This window comes from Enterococcus sp. AZ128 (assembly GCF_051714485.1).
In the GTDB taxonomy this organism is placed as follows: Bacteria; Bacillota; Bacilli; order Lactobacillales; family Enterococcaceae; genus Enterococcus_A.
This window is the reverse complement of sequence record NZ_JBIORZ010000003.1, coordinates 147,906-168,767: the sequence shown is the minus strand read 5'-3', so window position 1 is coordinate 168,767 and position 20,862 is coordinate 147,906. Positions and strand designations below refer to the sequence as shown.

The following is a 20,862-nucleotide window of genomic DNA, read 5'->3' as shown; positions in this document are numbered from 1 at the left end:
AAATAACCGGCTCATTTACTAGTTGAATCCAATGATAATCAGCGGGTTTATGAGAGGATAAAATAACGAATTGTTTTTGCTGGAAGTAACTTACTTTTGATATAAAGAATGAGAGAACAAAGAATAAAAGAACAATTTTTTCATGAATATGGAAAATTTTCCAAAAAATGAGAACTTTTCTAATCTTGGAGAGCATGTTGCTAAATGCGTCTAGACTTTCCAATGCGCGTTTCCCATGATAGAATAGCCGAGGAAAAGAGGAGAAGCTATGTTAACCACAGAAGATTTTGATTTTGATTTACCAGAAGAATTAATTGCCCAAACCCCTCTAGAAAAGCGTGATAGTTCGCGTTTATTAGTTTTAGATCGGGAGACTGGTCAAATCGCGGACAAACATTTTGATGAGATTATTGAAGAATTAAACGCGGGAGATGCCTTAGTGATGAATGATACTCGCGTTTTACCGGCTCGATTGTATGGCGAAAAGCCAGAAACTGGGGGACATCTAGAAGTATTACTGTTAAACAATACGCAAGGGGACGAATGGGAGACATTGATTAAACCAGCGCGCCGAGCGAAGGTTGGAACCCAGATCGTTTTTGGCGATGGTCGTTTACGAGCAGAAGTGAAAAAAGAATTGGAACATGGTGGACGGATCGTAGAATTTTCATATGAAGGAATCTTTTTGGAAAATCTAGAGTCGCTAGGCGAAATGCCGCTGCCTCCATACATTAAGGAGCGCTTGGAAGACCCTGAGCGTTATCAGACTGTTTACGCAAAAGAAAATGGGTCAGCTGCTGCACCGACTGCAGGGCTGCACTTTACACCCGAATTATTAGAAACAATTGCCGCAAAAGGGGTGAAGCTCGTCTATTTGACTCTGCACGTTGGCTTGGGAACGTTCCGACCAGTAAGTGTAGATAATATCGCAGAACATCAGATGCACAGTGAGTTTTACCGTTTAACAGAAGAGGCGGCGGCTCAACTAAATGAAGTTCGAGAAAATGGTGGAAAGATTATTGCTGTTGGGACGACTTCGATCCGTACGTTAGAAACTATCGGGACGAAGTTTAACGGTGAGATCAAAGCAGATAGCGGTTGGACTGATATATTCATCACTCCTGGGTATGAGTTCAAGGTTGTCCAAGCTTTTTCGACGAACTTTCATTTGCCAAAATCTACTTTAGTGATGCTAGTCAGCGCATTCGCTGGTCGTGATCAGACGTTGGCCGCTTATCATCATGCAATTGAAGAACGTTATCGTTTCTTCAGCTTCGGGGATGCGATGTTTGTGAAATAGTAGCAGGAAAGGAACTGTGGCAAAAGTCTTGTCACAGTTCCTTTTTCCGAACAAACGGTGTGCTAGAAGTAGCTTCTTCTTCGCAAGCTACGCATACAGTTACTGCTAAGTTTCACTAAGCAGAGCTAGCATTCGGAAATAAGCCGAAATTTCTTGAAGCTGACCACTTCTGTCACAGCCTCTTTTTTTACGCACAAAAAAAGCCAGGCTCTCGACTGCCTGGCTCTTAGAATATCGGAAGGATTAGTTCATTCGAATTTTATATTACTTTTTATGATACATGCAAAGTATTACATGAATTTCTTGACTATAAACATAAATATTTGTTTTTACTACGTTTTCACTTTTATTCAGTTTTAAGAAACTATTTTACTTACGTATCTTTTTACTTGTGTGTTTGATGTACTACTCAATCTCGGATACGCATTCACTATTTATAAGGAAATACTTCACACGCATACTATTGACAAATTTTCGGTGAATCTTGTATTACTAACAATTTTATTGTTTACTTTTTTCTACTTTTTATCGAGAAATCCTTCGAATGATCTAAGTTCCTCCTTCCTTGTATCTATAATATAGCACATTCAAGTCCTTTTTGAAAGCGATTACACCTAGTTATTTTGAATGTTTATTTTTGTTACTTTTTGACGTAAAGACAAGGTGTATGCTTTGAGTTCGTGTACTTTCCTATGTTATAGTAATTATATAGATAGGTTTTTTATAACAAAAGGAGGAATGGTATGGAACCCTACAAAGAGACGATAGATGTCGTGGTTAGTGAGTATAATGCCGATTTAGATAATGGTTTGACAGAAAGTAAAGTTGAAGAACAATTAAAAAATAACGGAAAAAATAAGTTTGAAGAAGCGCCGAAAGAATCAATAGCCAAAAAGTTTTTCCATAGTCTGACAGATTTTACGACGATTATCTTATTGGTTGCGGCTGTCATTTCACTTTATACTGCAATAGCAACCGATCACGGTGATTATTTCGAAAGTTTTCTAATTATTGCGATCGTGGTCATCAATTCTGTTTTGGCGATCGTGCAAGAAGGAAATGCGGAAAAAGCATTGTCGGCATTGCAGGACATGAATAAACAGACCGCAACAGTCATGCGAGATGGTAAGCAGGAAGAGATTGATGCGGAAGATTTGGTACCAGGAGATACTTTATTACTTGAATCAGGCTCGATGATCACAGCTGATGCAAGAATCGTTGAGGCTTCGCAATTGCGAGTGGAAGAATCCGCTTTGACTGGTGAGAGTGAACCGGTTATGAAAGATCCTGAGTATGTAGGTGAAGATGAAGCTGCTTTAGGCGATCGTTTGAACATGCTCTATAAAGGATCAACAGTAGTAAATGGTCGCGGAAAAGCAGTTATTACTGCGACAGGCATGAAAACTGAGATGGGGAAAATTGCTGGTCTTTTAAATAGTGATGAAAACCAAAAAACACCTCTGCAAAAACGATTAAATCAATTGGGAAAACGGATCAGTTTGATCGCTTTGGCAGCTGCGGCTTTTGTGTTTTTTATTGGAGAGATGCAAGGCGAACCGATGTTGGATATGTTCATCACAGCGATTTCTTTAGCTGTTGCTGCTGTGCCGGAGACGTTGACGGTTATCGTGACCTTGACATTAGCGTACGGTGTTCAGAAGATGGCGCAGAAGGATGCGATCATCCGCAGATTACCGGCAGTGGAGACATTGGGTTCAGCGAATGTAATATGTTCAGATAAGACAGGCACGCTGACGCAAAACAAAATGCGTGTTCGCCGAGTGTGGACACACGGTGATTCTGTTGTTGATACTGAAGAAGGTATGACAGAAGAAGCAATGGAAGTTTTAAGCATTGCAGCGTTGTGTACCGATGTTATCGTAGAAAATGAGGATAATGAATTAGAAATCAAGGGTAATCCTACAGAAGCGGCGATCGTTCGTGCAGTAGAAGAAAACTACCATACGAAAGCTGAACTGGAAGAAAAATATCCGCGGATCGGTGAAATTCCTTTCGATTCTGATCGAAAAATGATGACGACTGTACATAAGCGCGGAAAGAAATTTATTTCCATTACTAAAGGCGCGTTCGACGTATTGTTACCAAAATTCCATTATGGTGATGTAGACCAAGCTGCTATAGTCAATGACCGCTTTGGGAAAAAAGCATTACGAGTTATTGCAGTAGGTTACGCGATCCATGAGGAAGAACCAAAAGAAATTACCTCGGAAGCATTGGAAAAAAATCTACGCTTGATGGGGCTGATCGGAATGATAGATCCGCCGCGTCCGGAATCAAAATCTGCAATTGCACGAGCTAAAAAAGCAGGGATCAAAACAGTGATGATTACTGGGGATCATGTTGTTACCGCGGGAGCTATCGCAAAAGAATTAGGAATTATGAAGAGCCGCAAAGAGGCGATTTCTGGGGCTCAACTGCAAAAAATGAGCGATGAAGAGCTAGATGAGCGTGTGAAGGAGTTGTCCGTTTATGCCCGTGTGACTCCAGAGGATAAAATTCGAATCGTTAAGTCTTGGCAGCGTATAGGTGCTGTTGTAGCTATGACTGGTGATGGTGTCAATGATGCGCCGGCATTGAAAGCAAGTGATGTTGGTTGTGCGATGGGAATCACTGGTACGGATGTAGCAAAAGGTGCTGCTGATATGGTGTTGACGGATGACAATTTTGCGACGATCGTTGATGCAGTTGCTCGTGGGCGCTCTGTTTATCAAGGAATACGTAAAGCAATCAACTTTTTGCTTAGTTGTAATATCTCTGAGATTTTTATTGTAGTGATCGCTATGCTGCTAGGTTGGGGTGCACCCTTTACTGCGGTTCAGCTTTTATTCGTTAATGTCGTGGCAGATGGGTTGCCTGGTTTTGCTCTGGGCAGGGAACCAGCAGAAGCCGGAATCATGGATGAAAAACCAATTCCTCGTGATGAAGGTATTTTTGCTCGAGGTCTGTGGAAGAAGATTGGATTAAATGCCGCAGTATTCACGGTTGTGACACTGATTGGTTTTTACATTGGTGCATTTGTTGAACATGTCAGTTACTTTACACCGCCAAGTTTAGAAGTTGGTCAAACTGTGGCATTCTTAGTGTTGGCTTATTCGTCAATTTTACATGTATTCAATGTTCGCAGCAGCAAGTCAATTTTTAAAGTGGATCTTGCAACAAATAAATCCTTAGCTCAAATGGCTTGGCTGGCACTTGGAATCACAACGGCGATTGCTTTGATTCCTCAAACACAAGAACTATTCTATTTAGTTCCAATCAGTATGAATCATTGGGTGATTGCGATCTTGCTTTCGATCGTACCGATCATCGTTAATGAATTGATCAAATTCCATAAAACGCCGGAAGTAGATCCGGAAAATATTTAAAGAAATACTCGCAAAAAACCCTTCGATGATGAAAGTTATCGAAGGGTTTTTGCAGTGCATCATTATTATTATTGTTTGTAGTCGTAGCAGGTAACGATGATCTCTTTCAATTCACTGATTAGTGGTTCTTTCGGATTGGCAGTCGTACATTGGTCTTCATAAGCCAATTCAGCCATCCGATCAACTGTAGAGTCTAATTTTTCTTGTGTTACACCTTGCGCTTTCAGACTCATATCGATACCAACGCTCACGCCTAAATCATAAATCGCTGTTATTAAGGCTTCGACTAATTCTTCTGTCGTTTTGCCTTTCAAGCCTAAGAATTTTGCGATATCTGCATAATCGGTATCGGCACGGAAGTAATCATATTTAGGGAACATCGCATGTTTTTGCGGATCTTTTGCATTGTAACGAACGATATGCGGTAAGAGAATCGCATTAGTACGTCCGTGAGGAATGCCGTATTCTCCACCGATCTTATGAGCGATCGAATGACAAATACCTAAGAATGCGTTCGCGAATGCCATACCAGCCATAGCGGATGCATTATGCATTTTTTCCCGTGACTCTTCATCGCCAGTCTTAACTGATTTTTCTAAATAGTCAAAGACGATCTTAATCGCTTGCAAGCTCAAACCGCGAGTGTAATCAGATGCCATTACTGATACGTAAGACTCGATCGCGTGAGTTAACACGTCCATACCTGTATCAGCAGCAATTGATTTAGGCAAGGTCAATACAAATTGCGGGTCAATGATCGCCACGTTTGGTGTCAGTGCATAGTCTGCTAATGGGTATTTCACGTGAGTTTCACTGTCTGTGATAACCGCAAATGGCGTTACTTCAGCACCTGTACCAGAAGTAGTCGGAATGCAGACTAGCTGAGTTTTTTCTGGCGGTTTAATACCGTAGGTCCGTTTACGGATATCCAAGAATTTTTGTTTTGCTCCGAAGAAGGAAGTGTCTGGGTGTTCAAAGAACATCCACATGCCTTTCGCCGCATCCATCGCAGATCCGCCGCCGAGAGCGATGATCGTGTCTGGCTGGAAGTTGATGATCATTTCTAAACCTTTATATACGGTATTCGTTGAAGGGTTTGGTTCAACATCAGAGAAGACTTCGACCTTCACGTCATTTTGACGTCTGCCTAGCGCTTCCCGAACGATATCTGCATAACCGAATTGAACCATTCCAGGATCACAAACTAACATGACACGTTCCACATTTTCCATTTGAGTCAAATACAATAGAGAGTTCTTTTCAAAGTAGATTTTTGGTGGAAGTTTAAACCATTGCATGTTTTTTCTCCGTTTCGCTACAGTTTTGATGTTGATCAAGTCAAGGGCGGAGACGTTATGAGAAACGGAATTCTTTCCGTAAGAACCACACCCGAGCGTCAATGATGGAATCAATTCATTATAGATATCGCCAATACCGCCTTCAGAAGATGGCGAATTGACCAATATACGACAAGCCTTCATGCGCAGGCTGAAATCCAATTCAACATCAGGATCTTCAGTATGGATAACCGCAGTATGTCCTAATCCGCCTAACTCTAACATTGCCTCAGATAAATCAAGTCCGTGTTCAGTATTATTTGATTTGATCATTGCTAAAACTGGAGATAGTTTTTCGCGAGATAGCGGATAATCTGGTCCTACCCCATCTAATTCAGCAATTAACATTTTTGTTCCGTCTGGAACGCCGATTCCAGCTAGTTCAGCGATTGCTTTAGCAGAAAAACCAACGATTTTTGGATTAACCGCATATTTCCCTTCATTCATTACAACAGCTTCTAGCTGACGTAATTCATTTTTCTTAACAAAGTAGACTTGGTGTGCTTGGAATTCTTTTTTGACATCTTCATAGACTTCTTTGTCAACGATGACCGCTTGCTCAGAGGCACAGATCATGCCGCTGTCAAAAGTTTTAGAAACCAGTAAATCGTTAACTGCACGTTTGATGTTGGCCGTTTTTTCGATATACGAAGGAACATTTCCCGGTCCAACACCTAAAGCTGGTTTACCCGTAGAGTAAGCAGATTTCACCATGGCGCCTCCGCCTGTTGCTAAGACGATCGCGATACCAGGATGATTCATTAATCCTTGGGTAGCATCAAGGGAAGGTGTTTCGATCCATTGGATACAGTTTTCTGGTGCCCCCGCCGCGATTGCAGCATCCCGAACGATGCGTGCTGCTTCGGCTGAACATTTTTGAGCACTTGGATGGAAGGCAAAAACAATTGGATTACGAGTCTTGATCGCAATCAATGATTTGAATATAGTTGTTGAAGTTGGGTTAGTCGTCGGTGTGACCCCGCAAATAACGCCAACAGGTTCAGCTATTTGGACAAGATGTTTTTGTTTGTCCTCATAGATTACTCCAGCAGTCTTGTCGTGTTTGATATTGTTCCAGATGTATTCAGAAGCATACATATTCTTGATTGCTTTATCTTCGACAATTCCGCGTCCTGTTTCCTCAACTGCCATTTTTGCCAACAACATGTGTTTGTCTAATGCTGCCATGGCCATTTCGTGAACGATATGGTCCACTTTTTCTTGATCAAAGCTGGATAAAACCTTTAATGCATCATTTCCTTTCGTTGCCAGATCATTGATCATGGCTTCAACATCGATTGGTTCTGTCTTTTTCTTTTCTGTCGCTTTAACCATTTCTTTCCTCCTAATATTTTTTTAACACACCCATCATAATTGGTATACCTCGAATTGTAAACGCTTTCCATAGTTAAAGATTTCGTTCACAATCGTCAAGAGAGATTATAATAATTTGATAAATAATCTAAAAAATTCATTAAAATAGAATATAAACGATTTCGATTTGATTAGAGTGGGGTTTGTGAAACATTAAAAAAAATTAAGAGTTAAAAAGTGCGTGAAATAATATCAAATTGTTTTCTCGAAAAAATAAAAAAAAATTACTTTGTATTTTTATGAACAAGTAGTTTTGACGATTGAAAGCACCTTAACTCCTAATGGAAAGTTGCAAAAGCGGTTTAAAACCAGTATCATGATACAAGTTGCAAACATATACATATAGAAGAAAGTAGGAAATTAAATGACTGAACCTGCCATTTCTTATCGTTTAATAAAGAAAGAAAAACATACAGGAGCGCGTCTCGGAGAAATCATCACCCCTCATGGAACGTTCCCGACACCAATGTTTATGCCGGTAGGAACTTTAGCTACTGTGAAAACAATGTCCCCTGAAGATTTAAAAGAGATGGGTGCTGGCATCATTTTAAGTAACACGTACCATCTCTGGTTACGCCCTGGAGAAGATCTAGTGGCTGAAGCTGGTGGATTACACAAATTTATGAATTGGGATCAACCGATTTTAACGGATTCTGGTGGCTTCCAAGTCTTTTCATTAGCCGACATGCGTAACATCGTTGAAGAAGGGGTTCACTTCAAAAACCATTTGAATGGTTCGAAAATGTTCTTATCGCCAGAAAAAGCGATCGACATCCAAAATAAATTAGGTTCAGATATTATGATGAGTTTCGATGAGTGCCCGCCATTTGATGAAAGCTACGATTATGTAAAAAAATCTGTAGAACGTACTTCACGTTGGGCTGAACGCGGCTTGAATGCACATGCCAATCCAAGCACACAGGGATTATTCGGAATCATCCAAGGCGCTGGTTTTGAAGATTTGCGTCGTCAAAGCGCGAAAGATTTAGTCAGCATGGATTTTCCTGGGTATTCAATCGGTGGTCTTTCTGTAGGTGAACCAAAAGAAGAGATGAACCGCGTCTTAGAATTCACGACACCATTGATTCCAGAAAATAAACCTCGCTACTTGATGGGTGTTGGAGCGGCGGATTCCTTGATTGATGGCGTCATTCGCGGCGTTGATATGTTCGACTGCGTATTACCAACACGGATCGCTCGTAACGGGACGTGTATGACCTCTGCTGGACGTTTGGTTGTTAAAAACGCGAAGTATGCACATGATTTCCGTCCGTTAGATGAAAAATGTGATTGCTACACTTGTCGTAACTATACTCGTGCCTATATTCGTCACTTGATCCACTGTGATGAAACTTTTGGTATTCGTTTGACTTCTTATCATAATCTATACTTTTTGATTAATCTGATGAAACAAGTTCGTCAAGCGATTATGGATGACAACCTACTTGAGTTCCGCCAAGCTTTCTTTGAAGAATATGGCTTTAACAAGCAAAACGCAAAAAGTTTCTAAAGTCTGAGGAAAAAGGCTAGTGTAACTTTAGAAACTTTGTTACAGTTATAAAGTAGATTTACTAAGAATGCGAGGGAAATTTTAAATGGGAAACTTTTCAATGATTATCTTACTAGTGTTGATGCTGGGAATGTTCTTCTTTATGAACCGTTCTCAAAAGAAACAACAGCAAGAACGTCAAAGTTTATTAGATGCAATGAAGGTTGGAGACAGCGTAGTAACGATCGGTGGATTACACGGAGTTATCTCTGAAATCAACAATAGCGACAAAACAGTTACTTTAGATTGTGAAGGTATCTTCCTAGTATTTGATCGTTCTTCAATCAGAACAGTCAAAGCGGGTGTCCGTCCAACTGCAGCACCTGTCGAGTCTGAAGTTGTTGAACCAGAAGCAGTTGAACCACAAGAAACAATTGTAGAAGAAAAACCTGAAGATAAAACAGAAGATAATTAGAACTGGTTTATTTTTAATTACAGTAAGACGCGCAATTTTTGCGCGTCTCTTTAAGAATACTGATTGACGACGTCTTAAGTTGTTGATCAGTTTTTTTGTCTCTTTTTTTTGGAAACGGTGATTTGTTTAACTAGGACTAGTTGTCTTAATCTAAGATGACTCATTTGCCAAAACAAACGGTCAATATCAAAGCAGCTGGGAAATTAGATTTTGTGAAAAAGTAAAAGAATAAGAGTAGAACGGATCGACAGAGTATTTAGCTGTGGGTCCGTTCTTTCTATTTAAGGGAAATAATTCTAATAATCAACTTCTATCTAACTAAGCAATAGAGGATTTAGTAAATTCAAAATAGACTGTTTTATCCATTAGAATAAAATGAAAACGGTGCCTATTTGTGAAAAAAGTTCTTTTGTTATCCTCTTTATTGGTCCAAAGCACTTTAAAAACAGATGTTCCTTTATAGCTTGTATCATGGCATTTGTTAAGAAAAAACTATGGTGTGAAAAAAATCACAAAAACTATTTACAAACGTTAGATGGTGTTGTATGATGTGTATGTGAAAAGTAACACAAAAATTTTTAGGAGGATACACATGGCTAAAGCGATTGAAAAGGAAAAAGACGCGATCAGCGTTGAACAAGTGATTGATGAACTAGCGGCAAAAGCAAATGTTGCTCTGAAAGAAATGGAAGATTTCGATCAAGAAAAAGTTGACCATATCGTTCACGAAATGGCAATGGCTGCACTAGACAAACATATGATGTTGGCAAAAATGGCGGTTGAAGAAACTGGCCGTGGGATTGTTGAAGATAAAGCGATCAAAAACATGTACGCATCAGAATACATCTGGAACAGCATCAAGCATGATAAAACAGTCGGTGTAATCGGCGAAGATAAGCAAAAAGGTTTAATTGAAGTTGCTGGACCTGTCGGAGTTGTTTGTGGAGTAACACCTACAACGAACCCAACATCTACTACGATCTTTAAATCAATGATCGCATTGAAAACAGGGAATCCAATCGTATTTGCATTCCATCCAAGTGCTCAAAAATGTTCAGCTGAAGCTGCGCGTATCGTTCGTGATGCTGCAATCGCAGCGGGCGCTCCTGAAAACTGTATCCAATGGATCGAAAAGCCATCGATCGACGCAACATCAATGTTAATGAATCACCCAGGCGTTGCAATTGTACTTGCGACTGGTGGACCAGGAATGGTTAAATCAGCTTACTCTACAGGTAAACCAGCGTTAGGTGTAGGTGCTGGTAACGTTCCTTCATATATTGAAAAAACTGCGAAAATCAAACGTGCAGTAAATGACTTGATCGTATCAAAATCTTTTGATAATGGTATGATTTGTGCTTCTGAACAAGCGGTCATCGTTGATAAAGAAGTTTATGAAGAAGTGAAAGCTGAATTCCAAGCGCATCAAGTATACGTAGTGAAGAAAGCGGAATTAAAGAAATTGGAAGACGCTGTAATGAACGAAGGCAAATATGCAGTTAATCCTGCGATTGTTGGTCATTCAGCTGAGGATATCGCACAACGCGCGGGTATCAAAGTTCCTGCCGGTACGAAAATTCTGATCGCGGAATTAGACGGTGTGGGTGCGGATTATCCATTATCTCGTGAAAAACTTTCTCCAGTTTTAGCAATGATCAAAGCAAACGATCACGTACATGGTTTCGATCTTTGCCAAGGCATGCTTGAATTAGGTGGATTAGGACATACTGCGGTTATCCATACTGAAGACGAAGATTTGCAAGTGAAATTTGGTTTGCGTATGAAAGCTTGCCGTATTCTAGTAAATTCACCATCTGCTGAAGGCGGTATCGGTGACATCTACAATGAAATGATCCCATCATTGACTCTTGGTTGTGGTTCATACGGTAAGAACTCTGTATCTAAGAACGTATCTGCTATTAACTTAATCAATGTTAAAACTATAGCGAAACGGAGAAATAATATGCAATGGTTTAAATTACCGCCAAAAATCTTTTTCGAAAAGAACTCTTTATTGTATCTAACAAAAATGGAAAACGTTGAACGCGTGATGCTAGTTTGTGACCCAGGTATGGTTCAATTTGGTTATGCTGACATCGTTCGTGAAGTTCTTGGACGTCGCTCGAATGACGTGAAGATCGAAGTCTTCTCAGATGTAGAACCTAACCCTTCAACAAACACTGTTTACAAAGGTCTAGAAATGTTTAACGATTTCAAACCTGATACAGTCATCGCTCTTGGTGGTGGTTCTGCGATGGATGCGGCGAAAGGCATGTGGATGTTCTTTGAACACCCAGATACGTCATTCTTCGGCGCGAAACAAAAATTCTTGGATATCCGCAAACGGACTTACGGAATTGCAAAACCAGAAAAAGCAAAATTAGTATGTATCCCAACAACTTCTGGTACAGGTGCCGAAGTAACACCATTTGCCGTTATCACTGATAGTGAAACACACGTGAAATACCCATTAGCAGACTATGCATTGACACCAGATGTGGCGATCGTTGACCCACAATTCGTTCTGACTGTTCCTGCTTCAGTAACTGCTGATACTGGTATGGACGTATTAACTCATGCGATCGAGTCTTATGTATCTGTTATGGCATCTGACTACACTCGCGGCTTGAGCTTACAAGCAATCAAGTTAGTCTTTGAAAACCTTGAAAAATCAGTAAAAACTGCTGATCCAGAAGCACGTGAAAAAATGCATAACGCATCAGCTATGGCTGGTATGGCATTCGCGAATGCATTCTTGGGAATTTGTCACTCAGTAGCACATAAAATCGGTGGAGAATATGGTATTCCTCATGGACGTACGAATGCAATTCTATTGCCTCATATCATCCGTTACAATGCCAAAGATCCGCAAAAACATGCAATGTTCCCTAAATATGACTACTTCCGTGCAGACACAGACTACGCTGATATTGCGAAGTTCTTAGGTCTGAAAGGCAACACAACTGCGGAATTAGTTGAAGCATTGATTACTGCTGTTTACGATTTAGGTGTGACAACTGGTATCGAAATGAACTTGAAAGCGCAAGGCGTGACTCAAGAAACATTAAATACAACAGTTGATCGTATGGCAGAATTAGCTTACGAAGACCAATGTACAACTGCTAATCCAAAAGAACCATTGATCAGCGAGTTGAAAGAAATCATCGTAACAGCTTACGATTACAAAGCTTAGAGCTTAGCAAGGGTCCTCATTTTGAGGGCTCTTTTTTTGCTTTTGGAAAAATGAGGATTATAAGGCGATGAGTATTCGAAGATAATAAGCGATCTATCGGATTATTTACGAAAAATTTGCACATTTTTTATAAAAAAATAAATTCGATTGTTTTTATTTAAAATATTCAGTTTTTTTAGACAAAATGAATCTCTTTGATTGTTATAGCCTATGAAAAACGATAGACTAGAATTAGGATGATAAGAAAGGTTCGAGGGCATGGAGAGACTGAAACGTGAGTTAAAAGACCTAGGGGAATTGAATGCACGATTAAGTGCGTTGATCGATTATTTAGTTAATGAAAAAAATTTGATGGCAAGTAAGGCGAACCATATCTTTCTGTTGGATATGCAAGATTATGTCGCTGCAATGAATCGATTTGCACCCTCAGATTTAAAAGTCTCTGTGCTACCTTCAGAAATCAAACAAATCAATCACTTGTTGACACAGCAATATGAGTTGATGAAGCTTGTTCAAAGGGATTACGCTCGTCTTGAAGTCTCTGGGAATTTACCGGCTGATCTGGAATTTGATGAGAATAAGAAAAAGCATTTTAGACGATTGCAAGTTATCAATCAATTATTATTACAAGACAATATCTTTTTCCAATCTATGTTGGATGCCAAAAAGATTAGCGGAAACATTCGAATTGGCGAAAAGAAGAATTGGCTTCAACGATTACTAAGAAGATAAAGAAATCCATTTGTGGGTTTCTTTTTTTGTTTTCCTTCAATATTTTCGTGTATTAACCGGATAGGCCGTTTGAGTTACCAGAAAGGGAAAAGGCCTGTTTATCCTGAGAAAAAAGGCTTACGATAGTTACACAGATGGGGGTGAATATGTGTTTATGGAGTTGAGGATTCAAGTGAAAATCGAAGAGAACTGGGTAAATCCGGAAGTTCGGATTCGTGCGAGGGAAAAACAATAGGGAATAAAATTGCTAGTCGCTTGAAAGATTATCAGGAGGATCAATTAGTGGTTAAACTCAAGGACGAGGTTGTCTTATTAAATAAAGCAGAGATCGTCTATTTAGAAATATTCAATAAAAATGTGACGTTATATACTGCAAATGAGAAGTATACTTTTCGCAAATCATTGACGGCGTTAAAAGAAGAACTGCCAGAGGCGCTGTTTCTGCAAGTTTCTAAATCAGCGTTGGTGAATACTAAAAAGATTCAGCGGTTGGAGGTTGCTTTCTCTGGCAGTCTGTATGCGTATTTAAAAAATGAGGCAAAAATTACTGTTTCTCGTCGTTTCGTAGATCAGTTGAAGCGCCGTTTAGGTATTTAAAAAGGAGGAGTCAACATGGAAAAAATGATTAAATTATTGGTTCGATCGATCGGTACAGGGAGTGCGATCTGCATGCTATCAGCATTTATCTTTGCGGATAATGAGGTTCGGAAAATTGTCGCGAGCTTTGTTTTGTTAACGGTAGTGATTGGTTTATTAAGTTTGATTTATGAAGTAAAAGGGTTGCCGATCTTGGCGCAAACATTGATTCATATGGGAGGCAGCTTTATTGTCTTTATGATCGCCGCAGGGATGAATCGGTGGTTTCCATTCAGGTGGGAGGTCATCGCGTCTGCCTCAGTATCCTTTTTCCTCATATTCTTCGCAATTTGGATTCTTTATTATTTAAAACACAAACGCGAAATTGAAGAAATCAATAAAAAATTATAATCACAGGATATAAGTCAGTATGAAGAGTCGTACTGACTTTTTTTCATTTTTAGCTTGATACTATTTGAGCTATCTAATTAAGTAGATAAACTGATTGCCTTAGTAGTCAGCTACGAGTGGTCTATTTTTTGTCGGTAGATGGAAACAAATGTAATTTATAGGTATGCAGCACTAATCGTCCTTATGGATTTGGAGACGATAATTAACTTAACTGGCTAAACGTATACGCATTCTGCCAGTATCTAGTTGGCAGAAGAACGCTGTTTGATTCGTTAACTATTTAGCATGAGTGATAACAGTATCTCCGTCTTTTAAATCAATCCCTAGTTTTGCGTCAGCCATGAAGATCACGTCCGATTTTTTATACGCGCAGTTTGAGAAATGAGAAAAATTACAGATTGTAAACCGTAGCCTGAGATGATATGATGAATTCTAGATACATCAGATGAATTTCGAGGAGTAAAATATGAAAAATGGAAAAATGGTTTTTGTGGTTTTTATCGTGGCATTGAATCTGCGTTTGGGGATTTCTTCCATCCCGCCGTTGATCGGAGTAATTAAACAGGATTTGCAGCTGAATAATTTTCAGGTTAGTTTGTTAACGAGTATTCCTGTACTTTGTATGGGAATGATGGCTTTTGGTGTGAAACGAATGCAGCAGCAATTTGGTAGGGATCGAAGTATTTTGTTTTGTCTGTTTTTACTAGCAATCGGAACCGCGAGTCGAAGTTTGTTCTCGAGTTATGTAAGCCTAGTTATTTCGGCTGTCGTGATTGGTTTTTCGATCGCAATCATCGGACCGCTGCTTTCAAGTTTGATTAAAGAATTTTTTCCACAGCAGACGGGTTTGTTGATTGGTGTCTATTCACTCAGTATGGGGATCGGCTCCGCTGCGGCATCGAAATTTAGCCTTTCATTGGCTGGGAATTCTTGGGCTTTTGCGTTAGGAAGTTGGAGTGTTTTAGCAATTTTTGCTGGCGGTATCTGGTATTTAGTTATGAAACAGCAGACGGTTAAAAGCCCTGTTACACCGACTATTTCTGGTGGTTTTCCATTAAGGCGATTACAGGCGTGGAAGATGGTCTTATTTTTTGGGCTGCAATCGGGCATGTTTTATAGTGTGAGTACATGGCTGGTAGAGTTGCTTGTTCAAAAGGGATTTTCTCGAGGAGAAGCGAGTCAATACCTAACATTATTTGTAATTGTACAAATGACGTTTAGTTTTATTATCCCAGTGTTGATGGATCATTGGGGGAATACTCGTAGTTGGATAGCGATCTGCGGCTGTATCATCTTGGCAGGTGCAATCAGCTTGATGATGAATCGTTTTGTTTTTCTGGTTAGTGGCATTGTCTTGATTGGTTTTGGTTTGGGCGGCTACTTTCCGATAGCCATGCTGCTGCCGTTACAGGCGAGTGAGGAGCCTTTGGAAGCGAGCTTATGGACAGGAATGGTTCAATCGTTTGGTTACATTGTCGGGGGAGTGATTCCAATTCTGTTAGGGCTATTTGTAGATATTTTTCAAACCTTCAACGTCTTCTTATATGGTATGATTATTTTGTGTGGCGGTATCTTGCTACTGACAATCCAAGGAAGAGGCTATGAGAATGACGAAAAATCGCAATCTGGTGAACGAAACGATTCAACAGTTAGAGAATTACATTCAACAAAAAGAGTTGATGATCGGGGATAAACTGCCGGTGGAAAAAGAATTAGCGGAAATTTTCGGAGTTGGGCGTTCGACCTTGCGGGAAGCAGTAAAAATTTTAGTTTTCAGTAATGTTTTAGAAGTGAAGCAAGGGTCGGGAACCTTTGTCAAAAATGGCAGTATCGGAGATTTTTCACTCGGAGATCTTTTACGAGTGCGTTCAATGATTGAGTCAGAGGCGGTTGTTTTAGCGGCGGCGCATCAAACAGATAAAGAGATGTTGCATTTAAAAGAAGTGTTGTTTCAACGAAATCAGCTGCTGGAGGCCGGAAAATTTTCTGAGTATATTGAGGCGGATTTAGCTTTTCATCAGCAGATCGTTTCTATAAGTCGGAACCCATTCTTGATCAAGTGGTACAATGAATTGTTGCCGGATATCAAACTGCATTTGAGCCAGCAGGTATTACGAATGGAAGATTATCAAGACAATACGAGCCTGCACAATAAAATGTACCGTGCATTGCTTGAAGGAAAAGTCGAAGAAGCGCAAGCGATGGTTCGAAAGAATATATTTACAGACGAAGAGGAAGAGATCCTTTGATCTCTTCCTCTTATGTGTTTATTTAGGTTGACGTGTAGCCAATTTTTTATAATCGATTCCGCGGGCTTGGCACCATGCCTTAGGTGCGTCGCTTAGAATAATAGGATTATAGCTTAAATCAGCCGTCGACGTTTTATCGGTCATTAAGTATAAGCGATGAAGTTGTACTTTCCAATCTTCGATCATTTCAATCGTTGCGTCAATGCCGTTGCTGATAAGATGATCTAAAATGGCGGCGGAGATTCCCACTGCTTTGGCTCCTAAGCAAAGAGCTTTGAAAATATCGTAAGCATTTCGGATACCGCCAGAAGCTAAAATCGTCAAATCACTGGACTCTTGTGCTTCTAATAAGGAGATCACAGTTGATTGCCCCCAATCATCAAGATAGTCCAACTCTCTTTTTTTGCGACGAGCATTCTCGATTTGAGAGAAGCTGGTGCCGTTGCGCCCTGAAACGTCTACAGCTTTTACGCCTAACGTCTGCAGCTGCTGGAGAGTTTCTTTGTTCATACCAAAGCCGACTTCTTTAACGATTACAGGGACAGTTAATTGTTGAATTGTTTCTTCAATATTTTTGGGCCATTCATGGAAATCGCGGTCACCTTCAGGCATGATTAGCTCTTGCGGCACATTCAAATGAATCTGCATGCCGTCAGCTTGAAGCAAGTCGACGATTTTTTTTGCATCGTCGCTCGTTCTGCCAGCCCCCATATTGCCTAAAATCAAGCCATTTGGGTTCACCTCGCGAACGACGGTATAGGAGTCTGCTACGTTAGGATCTTTTAGAGCTGCACTGACCGATCCAGTTGCCATCATTAAGTTGGTATCACGAGCGATAACAGCTAAATCATGGTTGATCCTTTTGGTTTTCTCGCTGCCGCCGGTCATCGCGTTGATGTAAAAAGGAACACTGAGCTTTAAACCAAGAATGTTAGTACTTAGATCAATCTCTTCTGGACGAGTATGTACCAAAGAAGAGTGGATCAAACGAACAGCGTCGAAGTCATTTGCTTTTGGTTTCTGGTGAAAAGCCCGCGCCAGAGAAACATGTTCATCTTTACGATTCATGGCGATCCTCCGTGAGATGATAGACGTGTAAAGGCAACGGAGTAATTCCGGCCTTTTCCCATGAACTCATCAATGGCAGGATACCCGCACGTTTGTCAACAATCACGATGCCGCAGTCGCCTCCGCCGGCACCAGACGATTTTGCGGCACCGCCGTATTTTTCTGCGAGATCATTCAGCTGCTTCAATTCTTCTGTTTCAATGGATACATTGCTTAAACTCGTTAATTGATTTAATAAGCTGCGGTTTTTGCGGATCATTTTTTGAATCAAGGCGATATTGTTTTGTTTGAAGCCTTGGATCATTTGATCGATACATTTCTTGCTGTCGCTTAAAAAAATCTCATAAGAAGTTTTCTTTTCATCTCGGGATTGATGAACCTGATCGACTAAATCAGAGGTTGATGCTGGACTACCGGTCCAACCAATCAATAACCGCAAATCTTCTGGAACTTTTAAAGGCTCGATTTGCAGGCTGGGCCAGTCGCTTTCGATCAATGTAGTCATTTTCTCGGAAGCCAGCTTTTCCAACACCCAATCATGATCAAAGGTCGAAAAAGCTAACCAGCCGCCGTAGCAGCTTGCTGCAATATCGCCGCAAGAGCCATTTCCCTGAACGTTTAGATGGGCTAGTGTAGCTAATTTGAACAGCTCCAATTGCGAAAGGTTTAGTTGGTAAAAGGCGTTTAGCGCTTTGACTGTAGCAACTGTTACAGCACCGCTAGAACCTAACCCGTATTTTCGACCGTTAGAATTATCCAATTCGCTGGTCACTTTTAAATCGAAGAACGCTAGTTTTTTTCCTTTTTCTTGGGCAAATTTTTCGGTGAAGTGAATCGCCGCTAAAATATAATGAAACGGATTGTCGCGAATATCTAAAACTAATTCGTTTTTGCGTCGGGTCCAACGAATCGGCATATCGCTGTATTGGGCAGATTGAATACTGCCGCTTTTTTTTGCGGGGCCGATCGAGACTGAGATAAATTGATCGATCGCAACGATGATTGCTGGATGCCCGGGTTCAACAACCGCGTATTCACCGGCAATGTATAATTTTCCTGGTGCAGTCACTTCGATCATTTACGCGTCCTCCTCAGATAAGATTTCAATTGCCGGACCAGCATGGGCAGCAACGATTTGCTGTGAGTCAAACTGATCTTTTAAGGCGTTCAATAGAGCCTCTTCATTTTTTCGCTCAACAAGAATTTTGACATTAGGCCCTGCGTCCATTGTGAAGTAACAAGGCAAGCCGCTATTTCTGATTTGACGAACAAGGTTCATTGCCTTCATGCTTTCCGCAGACCAATAAGTAAACGGCGGTGCTGCCGCCAATGTCGTTCCATGCATTTTTAAGGCGCTGGCTTCGGTTACTTCGCCAAGAGCAGTAAAGTCTTTGTCCGCAATGGCCTTTCTAGCTTTGACTAAATCTTGCGGCATAGTTTGCAGCCAACCATCATAAAAAGCAGAGGTCTCAACGGTTCGCTGCATTCCATCACGACTGGAGACATCCTTTTGTGCGTCGTTGACGACTACGAAGATCATACTTAATTCATTTTCAAAGCCATCACTAGGAATAGCGGCAGCATAAGAAGTCTCGTCTGAATCGCCTTTTTGCCACTCAGCAAAACCGCCGTAGATGCTGCGGCAAGCCGAACCGGAACCGCGACGAGCCAAACGAGATAATTCTTCTGGTGATAGATTTAGTTTCAGTGCTGCGCTAGCGGCGGCGGCTAAAGCTGCTAAGCCGCTGGCAGAAGAAGCTAAACCGGCTGCAGTTGGAACAAAGTTTTTACTCTTGACGACTGCACGCAAAGAACTGTCAGTTTTTTGCCGCACTAAATCAAGAAAGCGACTCACTTTTAAGGTCGCTTTCGAATCTTGCAGTTGATTATCTAAGTAGAAGAGATCTTCAGTCGTCTCTTCTGAAAAAGTTACGCTTGTTTCTGTGTAAAAAGCATCCAATGTCAATGATAGGCTGTTGTTCATTGGAATGATTAGTTCTTGATTTTCTTTTCCCCAATATTTTATCAAAGCGATATTGGTATAAGCTCGAGCTTTTCCGCTATACATGTGCGTACACACCTAACCCTTCGATCCATGTATTTCGCGCGCCGGCATTCAATAGGATCTGCTGCAGCTGGCGTCCGCTTGTTTCGTTTTCAGCTAATGCAATCATGCAACCGCCACGGCCGCCGCCGGTTAATTTAGCACCTAATGCTTGATTTTCTAACGCTGTTTCAATCAAGTGATCTAAGTGGCGGTTACTGGTACCTAATAACCGTAATAACCCTTGAGCCTGATTCATACAATCGCCTAAAATATGCGGACGATTTTGTAAAATCGCTTGCTGGGCTTGGCTGGTCAGTTTCCCTAAAGTACGCATTTGTTTGTTGGTTTCATAAGGCCGCATCTCCATCAGCTTCGCAATATCTTTGACTGCTTTGCGCGTCTGTCCCTTAATCCCCGTATCAGCAACAACTAAAAAAGCATCCATATTTAATTGGAAAGGTTGGAAGCCGATTCCCTTTTGATAAAGGATTGGTTCAGTTCCGCTGATAGTTGTCGCATCTATGCCGCTGGGATTTCCATGAGCAACGGCTTCCGCTTGATTGACAAAATGCAAGACCTTTTCTTGCGTTGCGGGTTCTTCCATCCAATCAAAGACAGCCCGCGTTATAGCGACAGCGACTGCCGCACTAGAGCCCATTCCGCGTTCTGCTGGAATAGAACTTTCTATTTTTAAATAAAATGGTTCTGGAATTTTAAAATGTTTCACTAAATACCAAAGGAGGACCGTAACATTTCGCATCGTGTTTGGCGCTTCTGAAAGCGGTCCGTGGAAGAAGCTGGATTCGATCCAGGATTCTAATTTATTTGCGCGGATCGTTGCTTGGATACCTGTCCCAGAAAAAGGAAAGGCAATCGCTGGTTCTCCGTAGACAACCGAGTGTTCTCCCATTAATATGATCTTTCCGCTGGCATAACCCGTGCCAATCGATTTCATTAAAAAAACCCCTATTTCGTTTTAGAGTAATTATTTTTCAAAAAGAAAAATAAACTTGATTACCAACGCAGGTCACTACTGTCTAGTAATGATTCTAAAGCAATTGTTTTTCTAGCGAAAGCAATACGTTTTTTATAGTCCACCTGAATAAACAGGGGCTGATTTTTTACTCAATAGCGACTATTCATTTAAGTCTCTTTCCATTTTACTCAGAGAAGGACGACAAGTAAACGAAACCATTGAAAAGAGTTTGAAAATCAACGATTTTTT

The 20,862-nt window shown here is 40.7% G+C and carries 15 protein-coding genes; 10 read left to right on the top strand and 5 right to left on the bottom strand.

From position 1 onward, the window contains the following. The first annotated feature begins 268 nt into the window (after positions 1-268). Positions 269-1,300 carry a tRNA preQ1(34) S-adenosylmethionine ribosyltransferase-isomerase QueA gene (gene queA / locus IGI38_RS19575; RefSeq protein ID WP_438733546.1) on the top strand — a complete coding sequence of 344 codons (1,032 nt, stop codon included), beginning with the start codon at positions 269-271 and terminating at the stop codon, positions 1,298-1,300. A gap of 743 nt (positions 1,301-2,043) precedes the next feature. Next, complete coding sequence (locus IGI38_RS19570) at positions 2,044-4,686, top strand: cation-translocating P-type ATPase (protein ID WP_438733545.1); 2,643 nt, start codon at positions 2,044-2,046, stop codon at positions 4,684-4,686. 68 nt (positions 4,687-4,754) lie between these two features. Here the strand turns inward: IGI38_RS19570 and adhE (IGI38_RS19565) are convergent, their stop codons facing one another. Then, entirely contained in the window at positions 4,755-7,358 is a 2,604-nt protein-coding gene (adhE, locus tag IGI38_RS19565; RefSeq protein WP_438733544.1) for a bifunctional acetaldehyde-CoA/alcohol dehydrogenase, read from the bottom strand. Between the two features lie 403 nt (positions 7,359-7,761). Between adhE (IGI38_RS19565) and tgt the strand changes: the two genes are divergently transcribed. The 8 genes from tgt (at position 7,762) to IGI38_RS19525 (ending at position 16,522) form a co-directional block, all read left to right on the top strand. Next, positions 7,762-8,907 carry a tRNA guanosine(34) transglycosylase Tgt gene (gene tgt / locus IGI38_RS19560; RefSeq protein ID WP_438733543.1) on the top strand — a complete coding sequence of 382 codons (1,146 nt, stop codon included), beginning with the start codon at positions 7,762-7,764 and terminating at the stop codon, positions 8,905-8,907. A gap of 85 nt (positions 8,908-8,992) precedes the next feature. Continuing rightward, on the top strand, positions 8,993-9,361 hold the full coding sequence (yajC, locus tag IGI38_RS19555; protein WP_438733542.1) for a preprotein translocase subunit YajC: 369 nt from the start codon (positions 8,993-8,995) through the stop codon (positions 9,359-9,361). Positions 9,362-9,953: 592 nt separating this feature from the next. After that, positions 9,954-12,554 carry a bifunctional acetaldehyde-CoA/alcohol dehydrogenase gene (gene adhE / locus IGI38_RS19550; protein ID WP_438733541.1) on the top strand — a complete coding sequence of 867 codons (2,601 nt, stop codon included), beginning with the start codon at positions 9,954-9,956 and terminating at the stop codon, positions 12,552-12,554. 258 nt (positions 12,555-12,812) lie between these two features. Further along, entirely contained in the window at positions 12,813-13,286 is a 474-nt protein-coding gene (locus IGI38_RS19545) for a hypothetical protein (protein WP_438733540.1), read from the top strand. A gap of 282 nt (positions 13,287-13,568) precedes the next feature. Beyond that, positions 13,569-13,883 (top strand): LytTR family DNA-binding domain-containing protein, encoded by a 315-nt coding sequence (locus IGI38_RS19540; protein WP_438733539.1) that lies wholly within the window; start codon positions 13,569-13,571, stop codon positions 13,881-13,883. Between the two features lie 15 nt (positions 13,884-13,898). Beyond that, a complete protein-coding gene (locus IGI38_RS19535) occupies positions 13,899-14,273 on the top strand; it encodes a DUF3021 domain-containing protein (protein ID WP_438733538.1) in 375 nt (124 codons plus the stop codon). Between the two features lie 466 nt (positions 14,274-14,739). After that, positions 14,740-15,966, top strand: coding sequence for an MFS transporter (locus IGI38_RS19530; protein WP_438733537.1), 1,227 nt, complete (start codon positions 14,740-14,742; stop codon positions 15,964-15,966). After that, on the top strand, positions 15,881-16,522 hold the full coding sequence (locus IGI38_RS19525; RefSeq protein ID WP_438733536.1) for a FadR/GntR family transcriptional regulator: 642 nt from the start codon (positions 15,881-15,883) through the stop codon (positions 16,520-16,522). Before IGI38_RS19530 ends, IGI38_RS19525 begins: the two co-directional genes overlap by 86 nt. Before the next feature lie 18 nt (positions 16,523-16,540). On the opposite strand, the gene fni is transcribed toward IGI38_RS19525, so the two are convergent. Genes fni through mvk form a run of 4 tightly spaced genes read right to left on the bottom strand, consistent with a single transcriptional unit; the run spans position 16,541 to position 20,592 of the window. Continuing rightward, on the bottom strand, positions 16,541-17,590 hold the full coding sequence (fni, locus tag IGI38_RS19520) for a type 2 isopentenyl-diphosphate Delta-isomerase (RefSeq protein WP_438733535.1): 1,050 nt from the start codon (positions 17,588-17,590) through the stop codon (positions 16,541-16,543). After that, complete coding sequence (locus IGI38_RS19515; RefSeq protein ID WP_438733534.1) at positions 17,580-18,668, bottom strand: phosphomevalonate kinase; 1,089 nt, start codon at positions 18,666-18,668, stop codon at positions 17,580-17,582. The genes fni and IGI38_RS19515 overlap by 11 nt, the downstream gene beginning before the upstream one ends. Continuing rightward, a complete protein-coding gene (mvaD, locus tag IGI38_RS19510) occupies positions 18,669-19,658 on the bottom strand; it encodes a diphosphomevalonate decarboxylase (protein ID WP_438733533.1) in 990 nt (329 codons plus the stop codon). Continuing rightward, on the bottom strand, positions 19,651-20,592 hold the full coding sequence (gene mvk, locus IGI38_RS19505; protein WP_438733532.1) for a mevalonate kinase: 942 nt from the start codon (positions 20,590-20,592) through the stop codon (positions 19,651-19,653). The genes mvaD and mvk overlap by 8 nt, the downstream gene beginning before the upstream one ends. Between the last annotated feature and the right edge of the window lie 270 nt (positions 20,593-20,862).

Bases quoted from the DNA above. Each gene is read 5' to 3' on its own strand.
- mvaD (WP_438733533.1), bottom strand. From the start codon at position 19,658: ATGTATAGCGGAAAAGCTCGAGCTTATACCAATATCGCTTTGATAAAA.
- mvk (WP_438733532.1), bottom strand. From the start codon at position 20,592: ATGAAATCGATTGGCACGGGTTATGCCAGCGGAAAGATCATATTAATG.
- IGI38_RS19570 (WP_438733545.1), top strand. From the start codon at position 2,044: ATGGAACCCTACAAAGAGACGATAGATGTCGTGGTTAGTGAGTATAAT.
- queA (WP_438733546.1), top strand. From the start codon at position 269: ATGTTAACCACAGAAGATTTTGATTTTGATTTACCAGAAGAATTAATT.
- fni (WP_438733535.1), bottom strand. From the start codon at position 17,590: ATGAATCGTAAAGATGAACATGTTTCTCTGGCGCGGGCTTTTCACCAG.
- IGI38_RS19545 (WP_438733540.1), top strand. From the start codon at position 12,813: ATGGAGAGACTGAAACGTGAGTTAAAAGACCTAGGGGAATTGAATGCA.
- tgt (WP_438733543.1), top strand. From the start codon at position 7,762: ATGACTGAACCTGCCATTTCTTATCGTTTAATAAAGAAAGAAAAACAT.
- IGI38_RS19515 (WP_438733534.1), bottom strand. From the start codon at position 18,668: ATGATCGAAGTGACTGCACCAGGAAAATTATACATTGCCGGTGAATAC.
- IGI38_RS19530 (WP_438733537.1), top strand. From the start codon at position 14,740: ATGAAAAATGGAAAAATGGTTTTTGTGGTTTTTATCGTGGCATTGAAT.
- IGI38_RS19535 (WP_438733538.1), top strand. From the start codon at position 13,899: ATGGAAAAAATGATTAAATTATTGGTTCGATCGATCGGTACAGGGAGT.
- yajC (WP_438733542.1), top strand. From the start codon at position 8,993: ATGGGAAACTTTTCAATGATTATCTTACTAGTGTTGATGCTGGGAATG.
- adhE (WP_438733541.1), top strand. From the start codon at position 9,954: ATGGCTAAAGCGATTGAAAAGGAAAAAGACGCGATCAGCGTTGAACAA.
- IGI38_RS19525 (WP_438733536.1), top strand. From the start codon at position 15,881: ATGACGAAAAATCGCAATCTGGTGAACGAAACGATTCAACAGTTAGAG.
- adhE (WP_438733544.1), bottom strand. From the start codon at position 7,358: ATGGTTAAAGCGACAGAAAAGAAAAAGACAGAACCAATCGATGTTGAA.